At 61.8% G+C, this 18,106-nt stretch carries 14 protein-coding genes; 11 read left to right on the top strand and 3 right to left on the bottom strand.

Annotated elements, in window-relative coordinates; all coding sequences use genetic code 11:
- Positions 1–13 precede the first annotated feature (13 nt).
- Complete coding sequence (locus ACX80Z_RS01330; RefSeq protein WP_019481726.1) at positions 14–1,489, top strand: sensor histidine kinase; 1,476 nt, start codon at positions 14–16, stop codon at positions 1,487–1,489.
- 158 nt (positions 1,490–1,647) lie between these two features.
- On the opposite strand, the gene ACX80Z_RS01325 is transcribed toward ACX80Z_RS01330, so the two are convergent.
- Positions 1,648–1,896: a WhiB family transcriptional regulator gene (locus tag ACX80Z_RS01325; protein ID WP_019483052.1), complete on the bottom strand. Its 249-nt coding sequence runs from the start codon at positions 1,894–1,896 to the stop codon at positions 1,648–1,650.
- Between the two features lie 423 nt (positions 1,897–2,319).
- Between ACX80Z_RS01325 and ACX80Z_RS01320 the strand changes: the two genes are divergently transcribed.
- Complete coding sequence (locus ACX80Z_RS01320; protein ID WP_459314680.1) at positions 2,320–2,760, top strand: hypothetical protein; 441 nt, start codon at positions 2,320–2,322, stop codon at positions 2,758–2,760.
- Here the strand turns inward: ACX80Z_RS01320 and ACX80Z_RS01315 are convergent.
- Positions 2,757–6,728 (bottom strand): FtsK/SpoIIIE domain-containing protein, encoded by a 3,972-nt coding sequence (locus tag ACX80Z_RS01315; protein WP_459314679.1) that lies wholly within the window; start codon positions 6,726–6,728, stop codon positions 2,757–2,759. The two genes, ACX80Z_RS01320 and ACX80Z_RS01315, sit on opposite strands and share 4 nt — an antisense overlap.
- Positions 6,729–6,919: 191 nt before the next feature.
- Between ACX80Z_RS01315 and ACX80Z_RS01310 the strand changes: the two genes are divergently transcribed.
- The 5 genes from ACX80Z_RS01310 to ACX80Z_RS01290 are packed head-to-tail and all read left to right on the top strand — an operon-like array spanning position 6,920 to position 12,121.
- The gene (locus tag ACX80Z_RS01310) at positions 6,920–8,209 is read left to right on the top strand and encodes a nucleotide sugar dehydrogenase (protein ID WP_459314678.1); all 1,290 of its coding nucleotides are present in this window, start codon (positions 6,920–6,922) and stop codon (positions 8,207–8,209) included.
- Between the two features lie 39 nt (positions 8,210–8,248).
- Positions 8,249–8,884 (top strand): acyltransferase, encoded by a 636-nt coding sequence (locus ACX80Z_RS01305; RefSeq protein WP_459304542.1) that lies wholly within the window; start codon positions 8,249–8,251, stop codon positions 8,882–8,884.
- Entirely contained in the window at positions 8,881–9,981 is a 1,101-nt protein-coding gene (locus tag ACX80Z_RS01300) for a DegT/DnrJ/EryC1/StrS family aminotransferase (protein WP_024475677.1), read from the top strand. The genes ACX80Z_RS01305 and ACX80Z_RS01300 overlap by 4 nt, the downstream gene beginning before the upstream one ends.
- Positions 9,982–9,983: 2 nt before the next feature.
- Entirely contained in the window at positions 9,984–10,976 is a 993-nt protein-coding gene (locus ACX80Z_RS01295; protein ID WP_459314677.1) for a Gfo/Idh/MocA family oxidoreductase, read from the top strand.
- Positions 10,973–12,121 (top strand): glycosyltransferase family 4 protein, encoded by a 1,149-nt coding sequence (locus tag ACX80Z_RS01290; protein WP_459314676.1) that lies wholly within the window; start codon positions 10,973–10,975, stop codon positions 12,119–12,121. Before ACX80Z_RS01295 ends, ACX80Z_RS01290 begins: the two co-directional genes overlap by 4 nt.
- Here the strand turns inward: ACX80Z_RS01290 and wecB are convergent.
- A complete protein-coding gene (gene wecB, locus ACX80Z_RS01285) occupies positions 12,107–13,162 on the bottom strand; it encodes a non-hydrolyzing UDP-N-acetylglucosamine 2-epimerase (protein WP_459314675.1) in 1,056 nt (351 codons plus the stop codon). The genes ACX80Z_RS01290 and wecB overlap by 15 nt on opposite strands.
- A 120-nt stretch (positions 13,163–13,282) precedes the next feature.
- Between wecB and glf the strand changes: the two genes are divergently transcribed.
- From glf to ACX80Z_RS01265, 4 genes are read left to right on the top strand one after another with little or no spacing between them, the layout of a single operon-like run.
- Positions 13,283–14,470, top strand: coding sequence for a UDP-galactopyranose mutase (gene glf, locus ACX80Z_RS01280; protein WP_459314674.1), 1,188 nt, complete (start codon positions 13,283–13,285; stop codon positions 14,468–14,470).
- Positions 14,467–16,467, top strand: coding sequence for a glycosyltransferase (locus ACX80Z_RS01275; protein ID WP_459314673.1), 2,001 nt, complete (start codon positions 14,467–14,469; stop codon positions 16,465–16,467). The genes glf and ACX80Z_RS01275 overlap by 4 nt, the downstream gene beginning before the upstream one ends.
- Positions 16,468–16,470: 3 nt before the next feature.
- Positions 16,471–17,361 carry an ABC transporter permease gene (locus tag ACX80Z_RS01270; RefSeq protein ID WP_459314672.1) on the top strand — a complete coding sequence of 297 codons (891 nt, stop codon included), beginning with the start codon at positions 16,471–16,473 and terminating at the stop codon, positions 17,359–17,361.
- Positions 17,362–17,363: 2 nt separating this feature from the next.
- On the top strand, positions 17,364–18,098 hold the full coding sequence (locus ACX80Z_RS01265) for an ABC transporter ATP-binding protein (protein ID WP_024475671.1): 735 nt from the start codon (positions 17,364–17,366) through the stop codon (positions 18,096–18,098).
- The last annotated feature ends 8 nt before the right edge of the window (positions 18,099–18,106 follow it).

The raw sequence follows: 18,106 nt of genomic DNA, 5'->3' as shown, positions 1-18,106 counted from the left end.
GGCCGGGAAGCTCGTGGCAATATTCACTGATCCGATCCGTGAGTACGCGCATTTCGGACCAGGCGATGCGGAATGGTTGCATCTTCTGGTCGGGGATTGGCAGATGGTTGCTGATCTCGCCTTCGCCGACCTTGCGCTCTGGTTTCCCCTGGACGACGGTGGGTACGTAGCGTTGGCCCATGTAAGGCCGTCCACCTCCCACACCGTCTTTCACACGGACTTCGTGGGGGAGCGGATCCGGGCCGATCTGCTTCCGCTGGTCGACAAAGCGTGGATGAGCCAAAAGATGGAACGGTCCGGGGATACGAACTGGACCACCGAAATGGCTATGCGGGTCGAAGCGGTGCCGATGGTGCGGAACGGTCGGACCCTCGCGGTGGTCACCACACATATGGACCTCTCCAGTTCCCGAATGCCGTCGCGGCTTGAACTGACTTACCGCCAATGCGCTCACGATCTCCTGCGGATGGGCACGCTCGGGCTGTGGCCGGATTTCGCAACCCCCACCGGTTCCCGGCGCGGGGCCCCACGCGTTGGCGATGGTTTGATTCGGCTGGACGTCGAAGGAGTTATTCAGTATGCGAGCCCTAACGGCGTCTCGGCATTCAGGAGGCTCGGCGATGTTGAGACACTGGAAGGCAGGTCTTTAGCGGAGATAGTCACCTCGCTCCTCACCGACCGGCGCATGGTCGATGAAACCCTCCCGCTGGTGGTTACTGGCAGGATGCCCTGGCGGACGGAAATCGAATCACGTGGTGTGAGCCTGTCGCTGCGGGCCATTCCCCTGCGCGACGAGAAGGACCGGTTCGGCGCTTTGGTGCTGTGTCGGGATGTCTCTGAGCTGCGCCGCAGGGAGATGGAGCTGGTTTCCAAAGACGCCACCATCCGGGAAATCCACCACCGGGTGAAGAACAACCTGCAGACCGTTGCCGCATTGTTGCGGATGCAATCCCGGCGCATGGTGAGCGACGAAGCCAAGCAGGGGCTGGAGCAGGCGATGCGCCGGGTAGGGACTATCGCCCTGGTGCACGAGACCCTTTCGCAGGGACTATCCCAGAGCGTCGACTTCGACGAGCTGATCGCACGGCAATTCCGGCTGTCGGCTGAAGTAGCGTCCCCCGCCCACGTAGTGCGTACCGAACGCGCCGGGTCATTCGGCGAACTGCCCAGTGATTTCGCCACGCCGTTGGCCCTGGTGATCAATGAACTGGTCACCAATGCGGTGGAGCATGGGCTCGCGGAACGAACCGGTACGGTGTGGCTTCTCGCCAATCGACGGACGGGCAGCGACGGCGACGAAATCCTGAACGTCACGGTCGCCGACGACGGGATCGGCCTGCCCTACGAAAACCACAAGGAGGGCCTTGGCCTTCAAATCGTCAGGACCTTGGTCACCAGCGAGTTGGATGGCACCATCGAGTGGGCGCCACGGGAGGGCGGCGGGACAGCCGTGTCTATTGAGCTGGGATTGCATGACAACCGCTCATGACAGCAGTCGCTCATAGCAGCAGTCAGTCCATCACAGCGGTGATTCTCCACAGCATTGATTTTCCACAGCATTAGGTAATAGGAACGGATCGCCACCCCCGGGGTGGCGATCCGTTCCTATTACCTAATGCTGGTCAGCGTTCGTGGCCCCGACGGCAGTTAGGACGCGCGACGAGCCCGGGCGGCGCGACGTTTGAGAGCGCGGCGCTCATCTTCACTCAGTCCACCCCAAACACCGGCATCCTGTCCCGATTCGATAGCCCACTGAAGGCAGGTGTCAACCACCTGACAACGACGGCAAACGCTTTTGGCTTCTTCGATCTGAAGAAGGGCAGGCCCAGTATTTCCGACCGGGAAGAACAGCTCCGGGTCCTTGTCCAGACATGCAGCGCGGCTACGCCAATCCATGTACGATCACTTTCTCCTTCGGCGATCCGTGTTTGTGAAAACATTCACGAATGGCCACATAGTAAAGGGGCCAGTACGGCCCCCGGTTGCTTCTTCCTCAAGGCTGCCACGTTAAATCGAAGCAAACAAGAGGAAACAAGCGGTAAATTGTGCAATGTGGTGAGTTATACATCACAGCCATTAGCAGCTGGCACGGAAATCAATGCGTCGCTTTGATTCGACTATGTCGGGTGGCCGCCTCCGTGTCAAGACCTCGGATGCTCGGCAGGATCATCATGACTAGGCTTGAGAAACCACAAGCCTCGACGGCTGGACCAAAGAATTAGGGTGCAGAAATCGTCAAGACGATTGACTAGATGATATGGATACGTTTATGCAGAAATTGCAGCTAAAACGAACGACTTTCCCTCGGGTGACACCCTGATGGCGGGCGCAACTGGCGAGGCAACACCCGAACCTCTTCCCACCGGTGCTCGTCCGGCCGGAGCTAAAGTTATTGCTGCGATTCTGTTGGTGGAGGCGCTCGGACTGCTCGCCGCCGCTGGGTGGTACCTGTACGGGCTCCTCACCAGCACACCCACCTCGCTCGGCGGGGCAGTCTTCACCATGGTATTCCTCGTGGTGCTCGCGATCTGGCTACTGGCGGTCAGCTACAACCTCCTCCGCGGGTACCGCTGGACTAGATCCGCTGCGCTGGTGTTCCAACTCTTCATGATCGTGATCGCCATACCCACGCTGTCAGCCGGCGTCGTGATTGTGGGTGTGGCCCTGTTGCTACCGGCGGCGGCCGTCGTGCTGCTCCTGTTCACCAAACCAGTTGTCGCCCACACCACGCGTACGGCAGACAGCCCCAAGGTCCTTTAACCAGGGGGGAGCGCAACCTGGACCTCAAGTGGGTCACCGTGGCCCAGCTGAAACCCACGCCCCGGGGTGGGGCAATCATCACAGTCCAGTCGTACGCCGAAAAAATCTCCATCAGATGGTTGACGGGGGGAAAGGACCATTCCCGCCCGTGCCGATCGTGCCTGGGCTGCCAACGGGATTCTGGTGACCGCAGGGCTGTTCAGGGCCGTAAGAATGAGCCGATAGCCCGCCGCGACCAGCACAGCGAGATGGCGGTGCGTCTCGGGTGCGAGCCGATCGGCGTCATCAATCAGGAGAAGAGCATCGGGTGGCTCATCACCGGCACGGTGGGCCAGGGCCAGGTCCCTCCAGAAGGAGTCCGGCTCGGCCTGCGAGCCCGGGCCCAGACATACCGTGCCGGTGGGTACCGACGCCGCGATGCGCTGGAGGAGGGTGGTGCGCCCTGAACCTGCGCTGCCCAGGACAAGGAACACCGAACCCCTCGTCGGCTCAAGGTAAACCACTCCCAGCTCGTCGCCGCCGACGCCGATTGGTACGCGCAGCGGACCCCCAACCGGGGCCCTGAACAGGTCGCCGGACGCGCGGATTACCGAGGGAATGGGCAGCACCCGGAAGGGCTGCGTCGTCGGCTGTGGCCCGGTGGCAGGGTTGACGGCGGGTCCGGTTATTCGTCCGAGGGCCACCTGTCCCAGGGCGCCCGCTGTAGTCCCGATCGGCCCCTGAGCCAGGCAGCGCCCTAGTAGATCTTCCGTTGGCGAATGGGCTGGCCACGTCAGAATCGTTTCTCGGCCTGCGCCCAGAGGAAAATACAATCGATTGGGAATTTGAGTAAAAAACTGGGAGGTTGTCAGCTCACGTCCGCCGGCAGCCACCAGGGTGGTGCCAGCAGCGAGACCGTCCCGGGCAATGTCCTGCAGAAGCCCTTCGGCCCAAGCCCACCGACTGTTTCGGAGCGCTCCCGCCCAGCGGCCCCACCCGGAAATCACCACAACCAGCCCAGGGTTGGGGGGAGTGCCGTCGTCGGATCCGGGGGAACGCGAAAGCCGGGTGATGACCTGCTCGGATATCAGCTTCAGAACGCGTGCAGCTCGCTTGAGCTCCTGCGGGCCGACATACGCGCCTACCTGGGGCGCCGGGGCCGCCCACCCGAGGCTCCCATCGCCGTCCAGAAGATACAGGTGATGATCCGGTACCCGGTGCACCAGCTGATCCACGAGGTGTACCAGGGCATCGGTGGTCCCGCCAGGCGGGTAGCCGACCAGTGCGAGATGTGATTGCTCAACAGGGGACCACAGGAGTTGACGTTGGGACTGCTGCTCCGGTAGATCGAGCAACCCCAACGGGACGGTGCCCGGGGGGCTGGACGGGTCGGGAAGTGGTGGCACTATTGCGGGTAGCTCTGGCAGGACCGGATAGTGCAGCGGAGCGCCCGGTTTCATGGCCGTGGCAGCAGCCAGCACAGTCACCAGCCGTGTGGCCAGCTCGGGAGCTATGGGTGTGGGAATCACCGTCCGCTGGCCCTGCACCGGGGTGGGGCTTGCGGCCTCTGGCTGCCGGAGGTAGCTGGCCAGGGCGACAACTCCAGCGCCGGTCGCACCCTCGTTTCCGGGCGCTCCCGTTGATGCAGTCTGAAATTCGATCGGGTTCCCGGATCCCACTTTTAGAAGGGCTCGTCCGGGTGCATCCACTGGGATGGTGGCTGCCGCCGTGGATCCGATGAGATCGTGAGACTCAAGCGCTGATCCGACCCGGAGCGCCATGGTGGCGGTCACGTTGGCCCTGATATCCGGCGACAGGGCACCTTGAGGGCGTTGGGTTGCCATGATCAGGTGAATGCCCAGCGACCGCCCGAGGGTGGCAACGCGCATCAAATCCCCCATCGCACCGGGAACATCTTCCACGAGCATTCGAAACTCATCGATGACCAGAACCAGGCGGGGGAGCACTGGTCTGTCGGGGTCCGGCCACTCGCGGATATCACCGACGAGATACCGTGCGAAGAGTTGCTCCCGTCGCCTGATCTCTGCCAGCAAGGACTTGAGGGCCCGCGCCACTGCGGCCGCCGACAGATCGGTCAGCAGGCCCACGGCATGCGGCAGGTCGGAGAGTATCCGCAGCGCGGCACCACCCTTGAAGTCAATGAGGAGAAAGTTCACGTCACTGGGACTGTGGTGGAGCGCAATGGAAAGAACCAGGGATCTGAGGAGCTCTGATTTTCCCGACCCCGTAGTCCCCGCAATGAGCAAGTGTGGTCCGTCCGAGACCAGGTCAAAGATCAGTGCGCCCGCAGCGCTGGGGCCAATCGGTGCGGCGAGGCCCGGCCCGGGCCTGGCCCAGGTGCGGATCACCTGCTCAGGTGCGGTCGGTACGAGAAGGGCGAGGCTGGTCCGGCCAAACGGGATTGGGAACTCTTGGCCGATACCAGCCACTGCCGCAGGACAATCAGCGAACCCCCGGATCGCCCGCGCGCGGGCAAGCCTGCCGAACGACCGGTTACCCACCAGATCCGGGCGGAAACTGCTCGGATATCCTTCGGCCAGCAGATCGGCTTGACCGCAGCGAAGATCAATGCGCATCCCAGACCCGTCCGGCCCCGGGGGTAACTCCTCCCCAGGGCCGACCCCAAACCTGAAAATCGCAGCCAACCGTCCCCTCGGCGGATTCCAGAGGGCACTCGATCCGAACAACAACACCGGTACCGGGAAGTCGGCCCGGGAAAGTTCGGCGAGCGCCGTGTCCGTATCAGCCAGCACAATCCCAGGAAGAAAGCGTGCATCCACCGGCAGTTCAACGTCGGTTCCAACACAGATCGCGGCACCGGGCGAATGGCTTAGCTGAAGCAGCAGAGATCGAGCCAGTCCCAGCAGGTGGAGTCCGGACCCCGAAATGCTGATCTCCGGCACAGGAAATGCTGTTCCATTCGAAGCTAGTTCAATAACCACCGGAACATCAGTCAAAAGCGGAGGAGCCCAAAATCCGCCTGCCGGCTTGACCACCAGGTTCGCGTGCTGGGTCCCCTCCCCAATCCTGACGAAAACCGGGATTCCGTCCATTCCGCGGCGAACTGCCTGATCGGGACAGGTTGATGCGACGGCCTGTAAGGCCAGCCAGCCGACGTCGCACACGGCCCGCCGTCGATCTCGGTCCTCCTCGGCTGCCCGGGCTAGGGCGGCAGCGAAACCACGGCGTGCACGGCGGCGCGCCACCAGCGGAGCCAAGCCGACCCCGGCCGACAACACGCTGAAGCCCAGAAAAAGCCACATCCCGGTGGTCAGGGCTAAACCGATTCCCAGAGCGAGCGGAACGAGGGCGGCAGCCACCATCGCCGGGTTTGCGGTGACAGAGCTCGGGCGCGCTACCTCGAGGGGCTCTGAAAGATGGGGAACCGGCTCGCCCGGCGGGGGCTGATCTACCAGTGAGAGACGGCAACGGCTACCCCCTAGTCTGATCCTGGATGTGACCGAGACAGTAGCTTCACTTACCAGCGAATCATCAACCCAGGTCCCATTGCCTGAGGAGACGTCCCGCAGCAGGACACGATTCCGTTCGACGGTCAGCAGCGCGTGGACCCGCGACACTTCAGGATCGTCAAGGACAATGTCAGTTCCCGAGCGTCCGACCGAGTACGTACCGCGGGTTAGCCCTACCAGCTGGCCAGCATCCGGTCCGGAACAGACGACAAAGACCAGGTGTGGCGGTAATGTTCCGCCCCGGGGCCGGTCCGGGCAGGGGACCGTGCCGCCTGCCACGACCACCGCCCCAGTCACCAGGGGTGCCACGCCGAGACTCAGATCCTCCAGCGACTGACCCGCGACGGTGCACGCACCAGTGTTGTAACCAGCGAACAGAGCATCTCGGAGCGCCAGGGCCGACCTAATCAGCGAGGTGTCAACGACCAGCTCAATCGTCCTGCCTTGTGGTGGCGCCGAAGGGCAGGGCGCCCAAACCAGTGTGAGGTGAAGCAGCATAGGCCCGGACCTTCGGCGGAATCCAACGATTTCTGTCACCGACGCTATCGGCCCAGGGCAGGCCGGGCGGCCTGCCGAGGCGAAAAGTGGACAAACGCAGATCAGGCGTTTTTCCCTGTGTGCCTATAGGCTTGACTACTGGGTCCGGCTGGACATGTTCTTTACCTGCCACTAGAGAAGGTCATTGTTTCGTGAAGATTGCTGTTATTGCGCTTGGGAAAATCGGGCTTCCGCTCGCCGTGCAGTTCGCGTCCAAGGGCCACGAGGTGGTCGGCGTGGATGTGAACGCTCAGGTAGTTGGGTTGGTGAACCAGGCGGTTGAGCCGTTCCCGGGCGAAGCCCATTTGCAGGAGAAGCTTTCGGAGCTGGTTCCGGCGGGGAAGTTGCGGGCTACCACTGATTACGCGGATGCGGTGCCTGGTGCTGATGCTGTGGTGTTGGTGGTCCCGTTGTTCGTTGATGAGGATGCGAAGCCTGATTTCGGTTGGATGGATGCGGCGACGAATGAGCTGGCGAAGCATTTGACGCCTGGCACGTTGGTGTCGTTTGAGACGACTCTTCCGGTGGGTACGACCCGGACGCGGTGGAAGCCGATGCTTGAGGCTGGTTCAGGTTTGGTCGAGGGCGTGGATTTCCATTTGGTGTTCTCCCCAGAGCGGGTGCTGACTGGTCGGGTGTTCGAGGATTTGAGGAAGTACCCGAAGCTGGTGGGTGGGTTGTCCCCGGCCGGCGCGGCGACGGCTGTTGAGTTTTATGAGGCTGTCCTTGACTTTGATGACCGTCCCGATCTGCCTCGGGGGAATGGCGTCTGGGATTTGGGTTCCGCTGAAGCGTCGGAGCTGTCGAAGCTGGCTGAGACCACGTACCGGGATGTGAATATCGGGTTGGCCAATCAGTTTGCCCGGTTCGCGGCGACGACCGGGATTGATATTTATCAGGTGATCGATGCGTCGAACTCGCAGCCGTATAGCCACATCCATCAGCCAGGTATCGCGGTGGGCGGTCACTGCATTCCGGTGTATCCGCGGTTGTATCTGTGGAATGACCCTGACGCGACGGTGGTCCGTGCCGCGCGTGAGACTAATGCTGGTATGCCGGATTACACGATTGGGCTTCTGGAGGGCGCGTATGGCGACCTTCAGGGTGCACGGGTGGTGGTGCTTGGCGCCGCGTACCGCGGTGAAGTGAAGGAGACAGCGTTTTCCGGGGTGTTCGCTGCCGTTGATGCGCTCAAGGCCCGTGGAGCTACCGCGTTGGTGCATGATCCGATGTACACGGATGAGGAACTTGAGCGTCTGGGTTTCGAGGCGTACCACCTGGGTGAGCCGATCGATGCCGCCGTGGTGCAGGCCAACCACAAGTCGTATGCGTCGTTGGGTCCGGCTGATCTTCCTGGGGTGAAGGCATTCATTGATGGGCGTCGGGTGAGTTCGGCTGAGCACTGGGACGGTGTGCTGTACCGGGTCATCGGCAAGGCCTGATCCTTTGCGACACGCGCTTCATAACGGAAGAAGGACTCGATGAGTTTCATAGCTGACGGCGCTGATGTGTCCGCCCAGGCCACCCTCGGTGAGGGCACCAAGGTGTGGCACCTGGCGCAGGTACGTGAGGACGCGGTCCTGGGGGAGAACTGCATCGTGGGCCGGGGCGCGTATATCGGAACCGGTGTCCAGGTTGGCGCGAATTCGAAAATCCAGAACTACGCGCTCGTCTACGAGCCGGCGTCGTTGGGTCATGGGGTGTTCATCGGCCCGGCGGTGGTGCTGACCAATGACACATATCCGCGGTCGGTGTCGCCGGATGGTGAACTCAAGAGCGCCCACGATTGGACACCGGTCGGCGTCACCATCGGCGACGGCGCGTCGATTGGCGCCCGCGCCGTCTGTGTGGCACCGGTGACGATCGGTGAGTGGGCCACTGTGGCCGCAGGCGCCGTCGTGACCAAGGATGTTCCGGCATATGCCCTGATGGTGGGGGTCCCGGCGAAACGGGTTGGCTGGGTCGGTAAGGCCGGCCACCCGCTGCGCAACGAGGCGGGTACCTGGGTGTGCCCGGCCACCGGAGAAAAGTACGAAGAAACCACAGCGGCAGTGGGTTCAACAGCAGCGGGTTCAACAGCGAGTTCAATACTGAAACCAGTAGGGGTAGAGGCATGAGTAAAGGGTTCATTCCGGCAGCGAAGCCGATTGTAGGGGACGACGAGCGGGCAGCGGTGGATGCGGTACTGCTTTCAGGGATGCTCGCGCAGGGCGCCGAGGTGGCGTCCTTCGAGACCGAGTTCTCCGACGTCCTGTTAGACGGTCGGGCGGCTGTGGCAGTGAATTCCGGGACGTCCGGGCTGCACCTGGGATTGTTGGCTGCGGGGGTGGGCCCGGGGGATGAGGTGATTGTGCCGTCCTTCACATTCGCCGCGACCGCCAACTCGGTGGCCCTGACCGGTGCGACACCGGTCTTCGCTGATATTGAACTGGATCATTACTGCCTGGACATTGCCCACGTGGAGTCGTTGATCACCGACCGCACCAAGGGCATCATGCCGGTGCACCTGTACGGGCACCCCGCAAACATCGTTCAGTTCCGGGCCCTGGCCGATAAGCATTCAATCGGTTTGTTCGAAGACGCGGCGCAGGCTCATGGTGCGGGCCTGGACGGCCGGAAAGTGGGCACGTTCGGGGACTTCGCGATGTTCTCGCTGTATCCGACGAAAAACATGACCTCGGGCGAGGGTGGCATGGTGTCCACCGGCGACGCGACCATCGAACGGAACCTGAGGTTGCTGCGTAACCAGGGGATGGAACGCCAGTATGAGAACGAGCTGGTGGGCTTCAACGCCCGGATGACCAACCTGCATGCTGCAATCGGGCGGGTCCAGTTGACCAAGGTGATGGGTTGGACGGCCCAGCGCAAAGCTAATGCCGCGTTCCTGGATGCGAATCTCACCGGGGTCGGCACCCCTGCCGTGGCTCCGGGAGCCGAGCACGTCTACCACCAGTACACGGTGCGGGTCGATGGCGGCGCTGCTGCCCGGGACAAGCTAGCCTCCGCGTTGAAGGAGGACTACCAGATCGGTTCGGGAGTGTATTACCCGATCCCGAACCACCGTCTGCCGTCCTTCATGCGTGAAGAGGACCTGCCCAACACGGAGATCGCGGCCCAGGAAGTGCTATCCCTGCCGGTGCACCCGTCGCTGGACCAGGAAGACCTGGAACGCATCGTTGAAGCGGTCAACGCGTTGACCACGGCAGGAGCCTGAGCATGGTTGATCTGAAAGTCGGTTTGATCGGGCTCGGCATGATGGGACGCCATCACGCCCGGGTGATCCGGGAAGTTGAAGGCCTCGAACTCGTCGCTGTCGCTGATGCGTTCGGCGACCCGCATGGTGTCGCCGGGTCCCTGCCGGTCTGCGGTTCGGTCGAAGAGCTCATCAACCAGGGCATCGACATGGCTGTGTGCGCGGTCCCGACTGGTCTCCATGAGGAAGTCGGGTTGGCGTTGGCGGCCGCGGGCATCCACACCATGGTCGAGAAGCCCATCGCGTCGACCATCGACGGCGGGCAACGCCTCGTGGACGCGTTTGAAGAGCGCAATCTGGTCGGAGCGGTCGGCCACATCGAGCGGTTCAACCCTGCGTTGCAGTCACTGCGGGCCAGGATTGAGAACGGCGACCTGGGGGAGGTCTACCAGATCGCTACCCGCCGTCAGGGCCCGTTCCCGTCCCGCATCGCCGATGTCGGCGTCGTGAAGGACCTCGGCACCCACGACATTGATCTGACCGCCTGGCTCGCGCAGTCACCCTTCGCATCAGTCTCCGCGCTGACCAGCACCCGATCCGGTCGCCCGCACGAGGACATGGTCACCGCGTCGTGCCAGTTGGAAAACGGCGTGATCACCTCCCACCTGGTGAACTGGCTCTCCCCGATGAAGGAACGCCTCACCGTGGTCACGGGGGAAAAGGGAGCGTTCGTCGCTGATACCCTCACAGCCGACCTGACGTTCTTCGAAAACGGCACCATCAACACCGAGTGGGAAGCCGTTTCCAACTTCAGGGGAGTCTCCGAAGGCAACATCACCCGCCTCGCCCTGACCAAACGCGAACCCCTCAGATCCGAACACGAGGCCTTCAGGGACGCCGTGCTGGGCACCTCCAACAACATCGTCACCATGCGCGAAGGACTCAACACCCTCCGTGTAGCAGAGGCCATCATCGAATCGGCCACCAAAATGTCCATGATAAGCCTCACTGCGTGAAGCCGAGGGTTTTGGTAGCCACCCGCCTGTATCCCCCCGAGGTAGGTGCCGCAGCCTTCCGTCTTGAGGCTCTTGTCAGCGGCCTACGCGAGGCCGGAGCATCAGTCCGCGTGCTGACGACCCAGCCGCCGAAAGAGACACCGGGCACCGCACGGCGCCCCGATGTTTCACGGTGGCCGGTGCTACGCGACGCTGGCGGCAACGTCCGGGGCTATGTGCAGTACATGTCCTTCGACGTTCCTCTGTTCTTTAGGCTCCTGCTGTCGAGGGCCGACGTCGTCGTCTCGGAGCCGCCCCCCACCACAGGTGTGATGGTAGCGCTTAGCTCGGTGCTGCGCCGTCGGCCTTATGTTTACTATGCGGCCGACGTCTGGACGGATGCCCTCGTCGCAATCCAGGCGCCCCGGTGGGTGATTGGTTGTATGCGGTTCCTGGAAGGGCACGCCCTGCGGAAAGCCAGCACCGTGATCGCCATCTCCGACGGGGTAGCCGACCAGATTGCTGCCTTCGAAGTGGATCCGCAGCGTCTGACAGTTGTCAACAACGGGGTAGATACGACAGTATTCACCCGCGACGGTGATTCAGCCCCGGTCGAATACCCATACTTCGTCTACACCGGAACGATGTCGGAATGGCAGGGTGCCGGCATCTTTATCGAAGCGATTGCGCTGGTCGCCAAGGAATTCCCTGCAGTTCAGCTTCACTTCTTTGGTCAAGGATCTGCCGAGACCGAACTACGCCAGCTAGCGGACGACGTCGCGCCCGGCAGGGCTACCTTCGGGGGAGTGGTTCAGCCTGCGGTAGCCGCGCGATGGATCCGCGGTGCGACAGCCGCAGTGGTCAGTATCGTGCCGGACCAGGGATATGACTTCGCCAAACCTACCAAGATCTATGCGGCGGCAGCCTGCGGAACACCTGTGATCTACGCCGGCGGGGGTGACTGCGCAAGCATGGTTGCCGACAACGGGCTCGGGCTCGCCTCGGAGTTTTCTGCTGAAGCAGTCGCCGAGAAGATGATCCGTGTGCTGCGTCAGAGCGATGACGGCAGGGCAGCGCGCTCAGCGTGGGTCGAAGACAATGCCTCGCTGCGCCTTACAGGTCAACGCGCCGCGGCAGTGGTCCTGCGTCAGCTACCTGACCAGTAGGGCGCGCACTACCTCAAGTGCTGCGTCGCCTTCGCCGTAAGGTGCGGCAGAGGTCGGGGACGGCTGAGGGCGCTGCACCATCTCTGCCAGGACGCTCAGATCGTCGGACACCAGTACGTTCCAGCCCAGCTCGACTGTCTCCACCCACTCAGTCTCTGGGCGGATGGTTGTGCACGGCACCCGCAGCAGGAAGGCTTCCTTCTGCAGGCCGCCCGAGTCGGTAATTACGCCAGCACTGTTCATCACCGCATTGATCAGTCCGGGGTAAGCTAGCGGCTGGCCCACGCGGATGGATCCGGTTTCCAGCTCGATGCCATGGCGCGCCGCGAGATCCACCAGGCGTGGGTGAGCCAGCAGCAGTACCGGCTTGTCGAGCTGAGACAGGGACGTGACGATCTGCTGGAGTCGGCCAAGATCGTCTGTATTGTCCGGTCGATGAATGGTGCTCACGTAGTAACCGCCACTGACCATCCCGGTCGGTAGCTGCTCGTTCTGCGAAACCAGTGAATCACGGGTCTTGAACAGGACATCAGTCATCACATCGCCAACGAGCACGCTCTTCGATGCCAATCCCTCAGTGGCAAGATGGGCCATAGCTGTTTCGGTGGGAGCCAGCAGGAGGTCGGAGGCGTGGTCAGTCAGCACCCGGTTGTGTTCCTCCGGCATCCGGCGGTTAAACGAGCGGAGACCCGCCTCAAGATGTGCCACCGGAATGTGCAGCTTCACAGCCGCGAGGGCTGCTGCAAGAGTTGAGTTGGTGTCTCCATAGACGAGCACCATGTCAGGGCGTTCCTGCTCGAAAATCTCCTCAAGCCCGGCGAGCATCGCCCCGGTCTGTTTGCCATGCTTGCCCGATCCCACACCCAAGTTGTAGTCAGGGGCGGGAATGGCCAGGTCCTGAAAAAACACATCCGACATCAGGGAGTCGTAGTGCTGGCCAGTATGAACGATGATGTGCTCAACCTGGCCTTTCATTGCTGCGGCAATGGGGGCGAGCTTGACGAACTGTGGGCGTGCGCCAACGACGCTAAGGATACGCATGGGTTCCACTTTAGCTGTTGCCCAGTGGCCCAAATACAAGGCGCAACCCGATTCTCCGGTAATCTTGTGCAGGCAGAGCGCTGAGTAGTCGGCGCTGCCCCCAACAATTCAGGAGTGTTTGTGAACGTTGACCTCGTTGTCGTAGGGTCGGGCTTTTTCGGCCTGACCATTGCTGAACGGGCGGCCACCGAGCTCGGCCTGAAGGTAGCGGTCATTGACCGTCGCCACCACATTGGCGGTAATGCCTACAGCGAGAAAGAAGCGCAAACCGGCATCGAGGTCCATCGGTACGGGGCGCACCTGTTCCACACCTCCAACGAACGTGTCTGGGACTACGTGAGCCGGTTCACCGAGTTCACCAACTATGTGCACAAGGTGTACTCGAGCCATCAGGGCGAGGTCTACCCAATGCCCATCAACCTGGGCACGATCAACCAATTCTTCAGGTCCTCCTACGGGCCAGCCGAGGCCCGGGCGCTGATTCAAGAGCAGGCCGGGGAACTGGCGGGGACCGACCCGCAGAACTTGAACGACAAGGGCATCCAGCTCATCGGTCGGCCGCTCTACGAGGCGTTCATCAAGCACTACACAGGCAAACAGTGGCAGACCGATCCCCGGGACCTACCCGCGGAGATCATCTCGCGGCTCCCGGTCCGCTACACCTATGACAACCGGTACTTCAACGACAAGTACGAGGGCCTGCCCGTAGACGGGTACACGGCCTGGATCGAACGGATGGCAGACCATCCCAACATCCATGTGCAGCTCAACACCGACTTCTTCGATGACAATCACGAGTTCTCCCGGGCAGCCACCCTGGGCCAGGTTCCAGTGATCTATACCGGGCCGGTCGACCGTTACTTCGACTACGCCGAAGGCGACCTGTCGTGGCGAACCATCGACTTGGAGGAAGAAGTTCTTCCGATCGAAGACTTCCAGGGCTGCTCAGTGATGAACTACCCAGACGAAGACATCGCCTACACCCGGATCCATGAGTTCCGCCATTTCCACCCCGAGCGGGATTACACCAAGGACGCGACTGTCATCATGCGCGAGTTCTCCCGGTTTGCGCAGAAAGACGACGAGCCGTACTACCCAGTGAACACCAGCGATGACCGCGCCAAGCTGAGCGCCTACCGCGACCTCGCCAAGGGTGAGAAATCGGTGTTGTTCGGCGGCCGGCTGGGTACCTACAAGTACCTTGACATGCACATGGCAATCAGCTCAGCGCTGTCCATGTACGACAACAAGCTCAAGCCGTACTTCACGGGCGGCACCAAGCTCGAAAGCGGAGGGGTAGACGCATGAGCGATGCCGTCATCACAACCACCGACGACGCCGGGGAACCCCGCTGGCAAACCCTGCAGCGCGTCGTCCTGCCCAACCAGAGTGACCTGGATACGGCCTCGCTCTACATGGATACGGGAAGTGCGCTCAGCGTGCAGCTCAACACCATGGACGGCAGTGTGTCCCCCCAGGGCGGCGGATCGGCGCGCAGCGGCGATGCGAAAGAAATTCACGCCGAGGACTTCAAGTCCCGCCGCTCAACATTGGTGAGGTCAGGCGAGCGGGTCTCCTTCGGCACCTACTTCAACGCCTTCCCCGCCAGCTATTGGCGCCGCTGGACCACAGTCCAGTCGGTACGACTCAGCGTCGCCACTACCGGCGACGGCGGAATCAGCGTCTACAAATCCAACGCCCGCGGTTCCCTTCAGCACGTGGAAACCAAGCGGGTCACCGACTCGTCAGTGACGACGTTCGATCTGTCCCTCGCCCCGTTCGGCGACGGTGGCTGGTATTGGTTTGACCTCGTGGCTGGGTCCGGCAGCTTGGTCCTGGACGAAGCCGAGTGGCAGGCACCGCATTCAGTCGAGGCCCAGGGCTCGATCACCCTTGAGATCACCACCCTAAACAAACCTGATTTCTGCCTCAATAACCTTTCGATCCTGGCAGACCACCCCGAGGCGCTAGCACCCCTCAAGGAAATCCTGGTAGTCGACCAGGGGACCCAGAAGGTGGCAGATCAGCCTGGTTTCGCCGAAGTGAAGGCAGCGCTCCGGGGGAAACTACGGATCATCAACCAGGCCAACCTGGGCGGCTCAGGCGGCTTTGCTCGCGGCATGTACGAGGCGGTGGAGAACGGTAGCGACTACGCTCTGCTGCTCGACGACGACGTGGTGATCGAGCCAGAGAGCATTGCCAGACTGCTGACCTTCGCGGATCACTGCAAAACCCCGACCATCGTCGGGGGGCACATGTTCGATCTATACAACCGAACCGTCCTCCACACTTTTGGAGAGACAGTGAACCCGTGGCGCTTCCAACCTGACCAGCCGGTGGCTGGCCAGGTACTGGGTCACGACTTTGTTCGCTCCAACCTCCGTCATACGCCCTGGCTCCATCGTCGGGTGGATGTGGACTACAACGGCTGGTGGATGTGCCTGATCCCGACAACAGTCATCCGCGACATTGGCCTCTCGCTGCCAGTGTTCATCAAGTGGGACGACGCCGAGTACGGCCTGCGTGCCAAGGCCGCCGGTTACCCGACGGTGTCCATGCCTGGTTCAGCGGTGTGGCATGTGTCATGGATCGACAAGGATGACCTGGTGGGCTGGCAGGCCTACTTCCACACCCGCAACCGGATGATCGCCGCGCTAATCCACAGCCCGTACGAGCATGGCGGACGCGTGGTACGCGAATCCGGGTACATGGACATCAAGCACCTGATCTCCATGCAGTACTACACGGCGCGAGGCAGGATCATGGCTCTCCAGGACATCCTGAAGGGACCGGAGCAGCTCCACGAGGTGCTCCCAACCAAGCTCACCGACATCCGGGAAATGTCTAAGGACTTCCCCGATTCCCAGTTCAAGACTGACCCTGATGCTTTCCCGGGGGCTCGGATGGACAAGCCACCACGGCAAGGGCAGGGCTTCCAGGCTCCCTCCTATGCAACACTGGTGCCTTGGGCGGCGAAGACAATTGTCCGCCAGCTGAGCAAGCCGGTGCAGGACTCCAGCCGGGAACGACCGCAGGCTTTCGTGGCGCACCAGGACAACAAGTGGTGGCGGATGTCGCAGTACGACAGCGCCGTTGTCTCGAACGCCGAAGGCAGTGGAGCGTCCTGGTACCAGCGCGACCCGCGGAAGTTGCGTGCAATGCTCACCGAAGCGGGCCGGCTGAACGCTGAGATCCTTCGGAACTGGCCCCAGTTAAGCGCCAGGTACAAGGCAGCTGCCGAGGAGATCACATCCTTCGAGTCCTGGAAAAAGACCTTCGAAGAAAACTCCGAGAAGAGCGGATAGCGGTTGAGCACCAGCGAACTCACCACGCCCGGTCTGGGGGCTGGTCTCCGCGACGTCCTGCGGTCCCGCTTCCTTCTGAAGCTTCTGGTCGCCAAGGAACTGAAGGTCAGATACCGCGGCTCCGTATTGGGGATCCTCTGGTCGTACGTCAAGCCAGGAGTGCAGTTCCTGGTGTTCTGGTTTGCGCTCGGGGTTTTCCTTGGGATGAACCGCAACACCGAGAATTATGCCATTTACCTGTTTTCGGGCATCGTGCTGATCAACTTCTTCAATGAGGCGCTCGGTAACGCCTCCCGGTCAGTGGTGGGCAACGGCGGGTTGATCAAGAAGATCTACCTTCCCCGCGAACTGTTCCCGGTAGCTTCGGTGTGGGTGTCGGCGGTGCATTTCCTTCCACAACTGCTGGTGCTGCTGGTGGCCTGCCTGTTCGCTGGCTGGACCCCCGGCTTCTTCCAGCTCTTTGCTGCGGTGGTTGGTTTCACTATTGTCGCGTTGCTGGCCACCGGTCTGGGATTGTTCTTTGGTGCCGCAAATGTGTACTTCAGGGACAGCGAGAACTTCGTCGACATGCTCCTGATGATCGCCACCTGGGCGTCCCCGGTGCTCTATACCTGGACCATGGTCCGGGATGGCCTGGCAACGGCATTTTCGGCAGGAACGGCGTCGGTGCTGCTCGTGATCTATCAGGCTAATCCGTTGACCATTGCAGTTGAACTGTTTCACTTTGCTTTCTGGCTTCCCACCACATCGGAGATTACCGATCCGTTGATCGCTGCGCCGCCGAACCTGCTCGACATGTGGCTCCCGATCGGGTTGACGACTGCCCTTCTCGTAACCATTTTGGGCCAATGGACCTTCCGGCGGCTTGAGGGCCGCTTCGCCCAGGAGCTGTGACCGTGACGACTGCAATCGAAGTACGCGGCATTTCCAAACAGTTCGTGTTGCGACATACCCGTTCCATCAAGGAGGCGTTCGTCTGGCTCGTCAAGGGCCGCAAAGGCGACCTATCGAAGAAGTTTCACGCGCTGGACGATGTATCGCTGGATGTTAGGCAGGGAGAGTCGGTGGCCCTGCTGGGGCTCAATGGCTCGGGGAAGTCGACGCTCCTGAAACACATCTCGGGCGTCATGCTGCCGGACGACGGCACAGTGCGGACCAGGGGAAGAGTCGCCGGGCTGATTGAGGTAGGGGCGGGTTTCCACCCGGACCTGAGCGGTCGGGACAACGTTTATCTGAACGGAGCCATCCTGGGCATGACGGAGCAACAGATCGATGACCTGTTCGAATCCATCGTGGATTTCTCGGAGATCGGTCAGTTCATCGACACGGAGGTGAAGTTTTACTCCTCGGGTATGTACCTTCGCCTGGCCTTTTCCGTCGCAGTGCACACCAATCCGGAAGTCTTCCTTGTCGACGAAATCCTTGCCGTGGGGGATGAACCGTTCCAGCGGAAGTGCATCGCCAAGATCATGGAGTTGGCAGCGGCTGGGAAGACACTTGTGGTTGTCAGCCATGATCTGGACCTCGTTGCTCAGGTCTGCGAACGGGGAGTCATTCTTGCCCACGGCAAGATTATCTTCGACGGGCCAGTTCACGACGCCGTCGCCCATCTCCGCGGCGGCTCGATTTAGCGGCTACC

It is taken from the genome of Arthrobacter sp. TMT4-20 (genome assembly GCF_054510775.1).
This window is presented reverse-complemented; position numbering and strand designations above follow the sequence as displayed.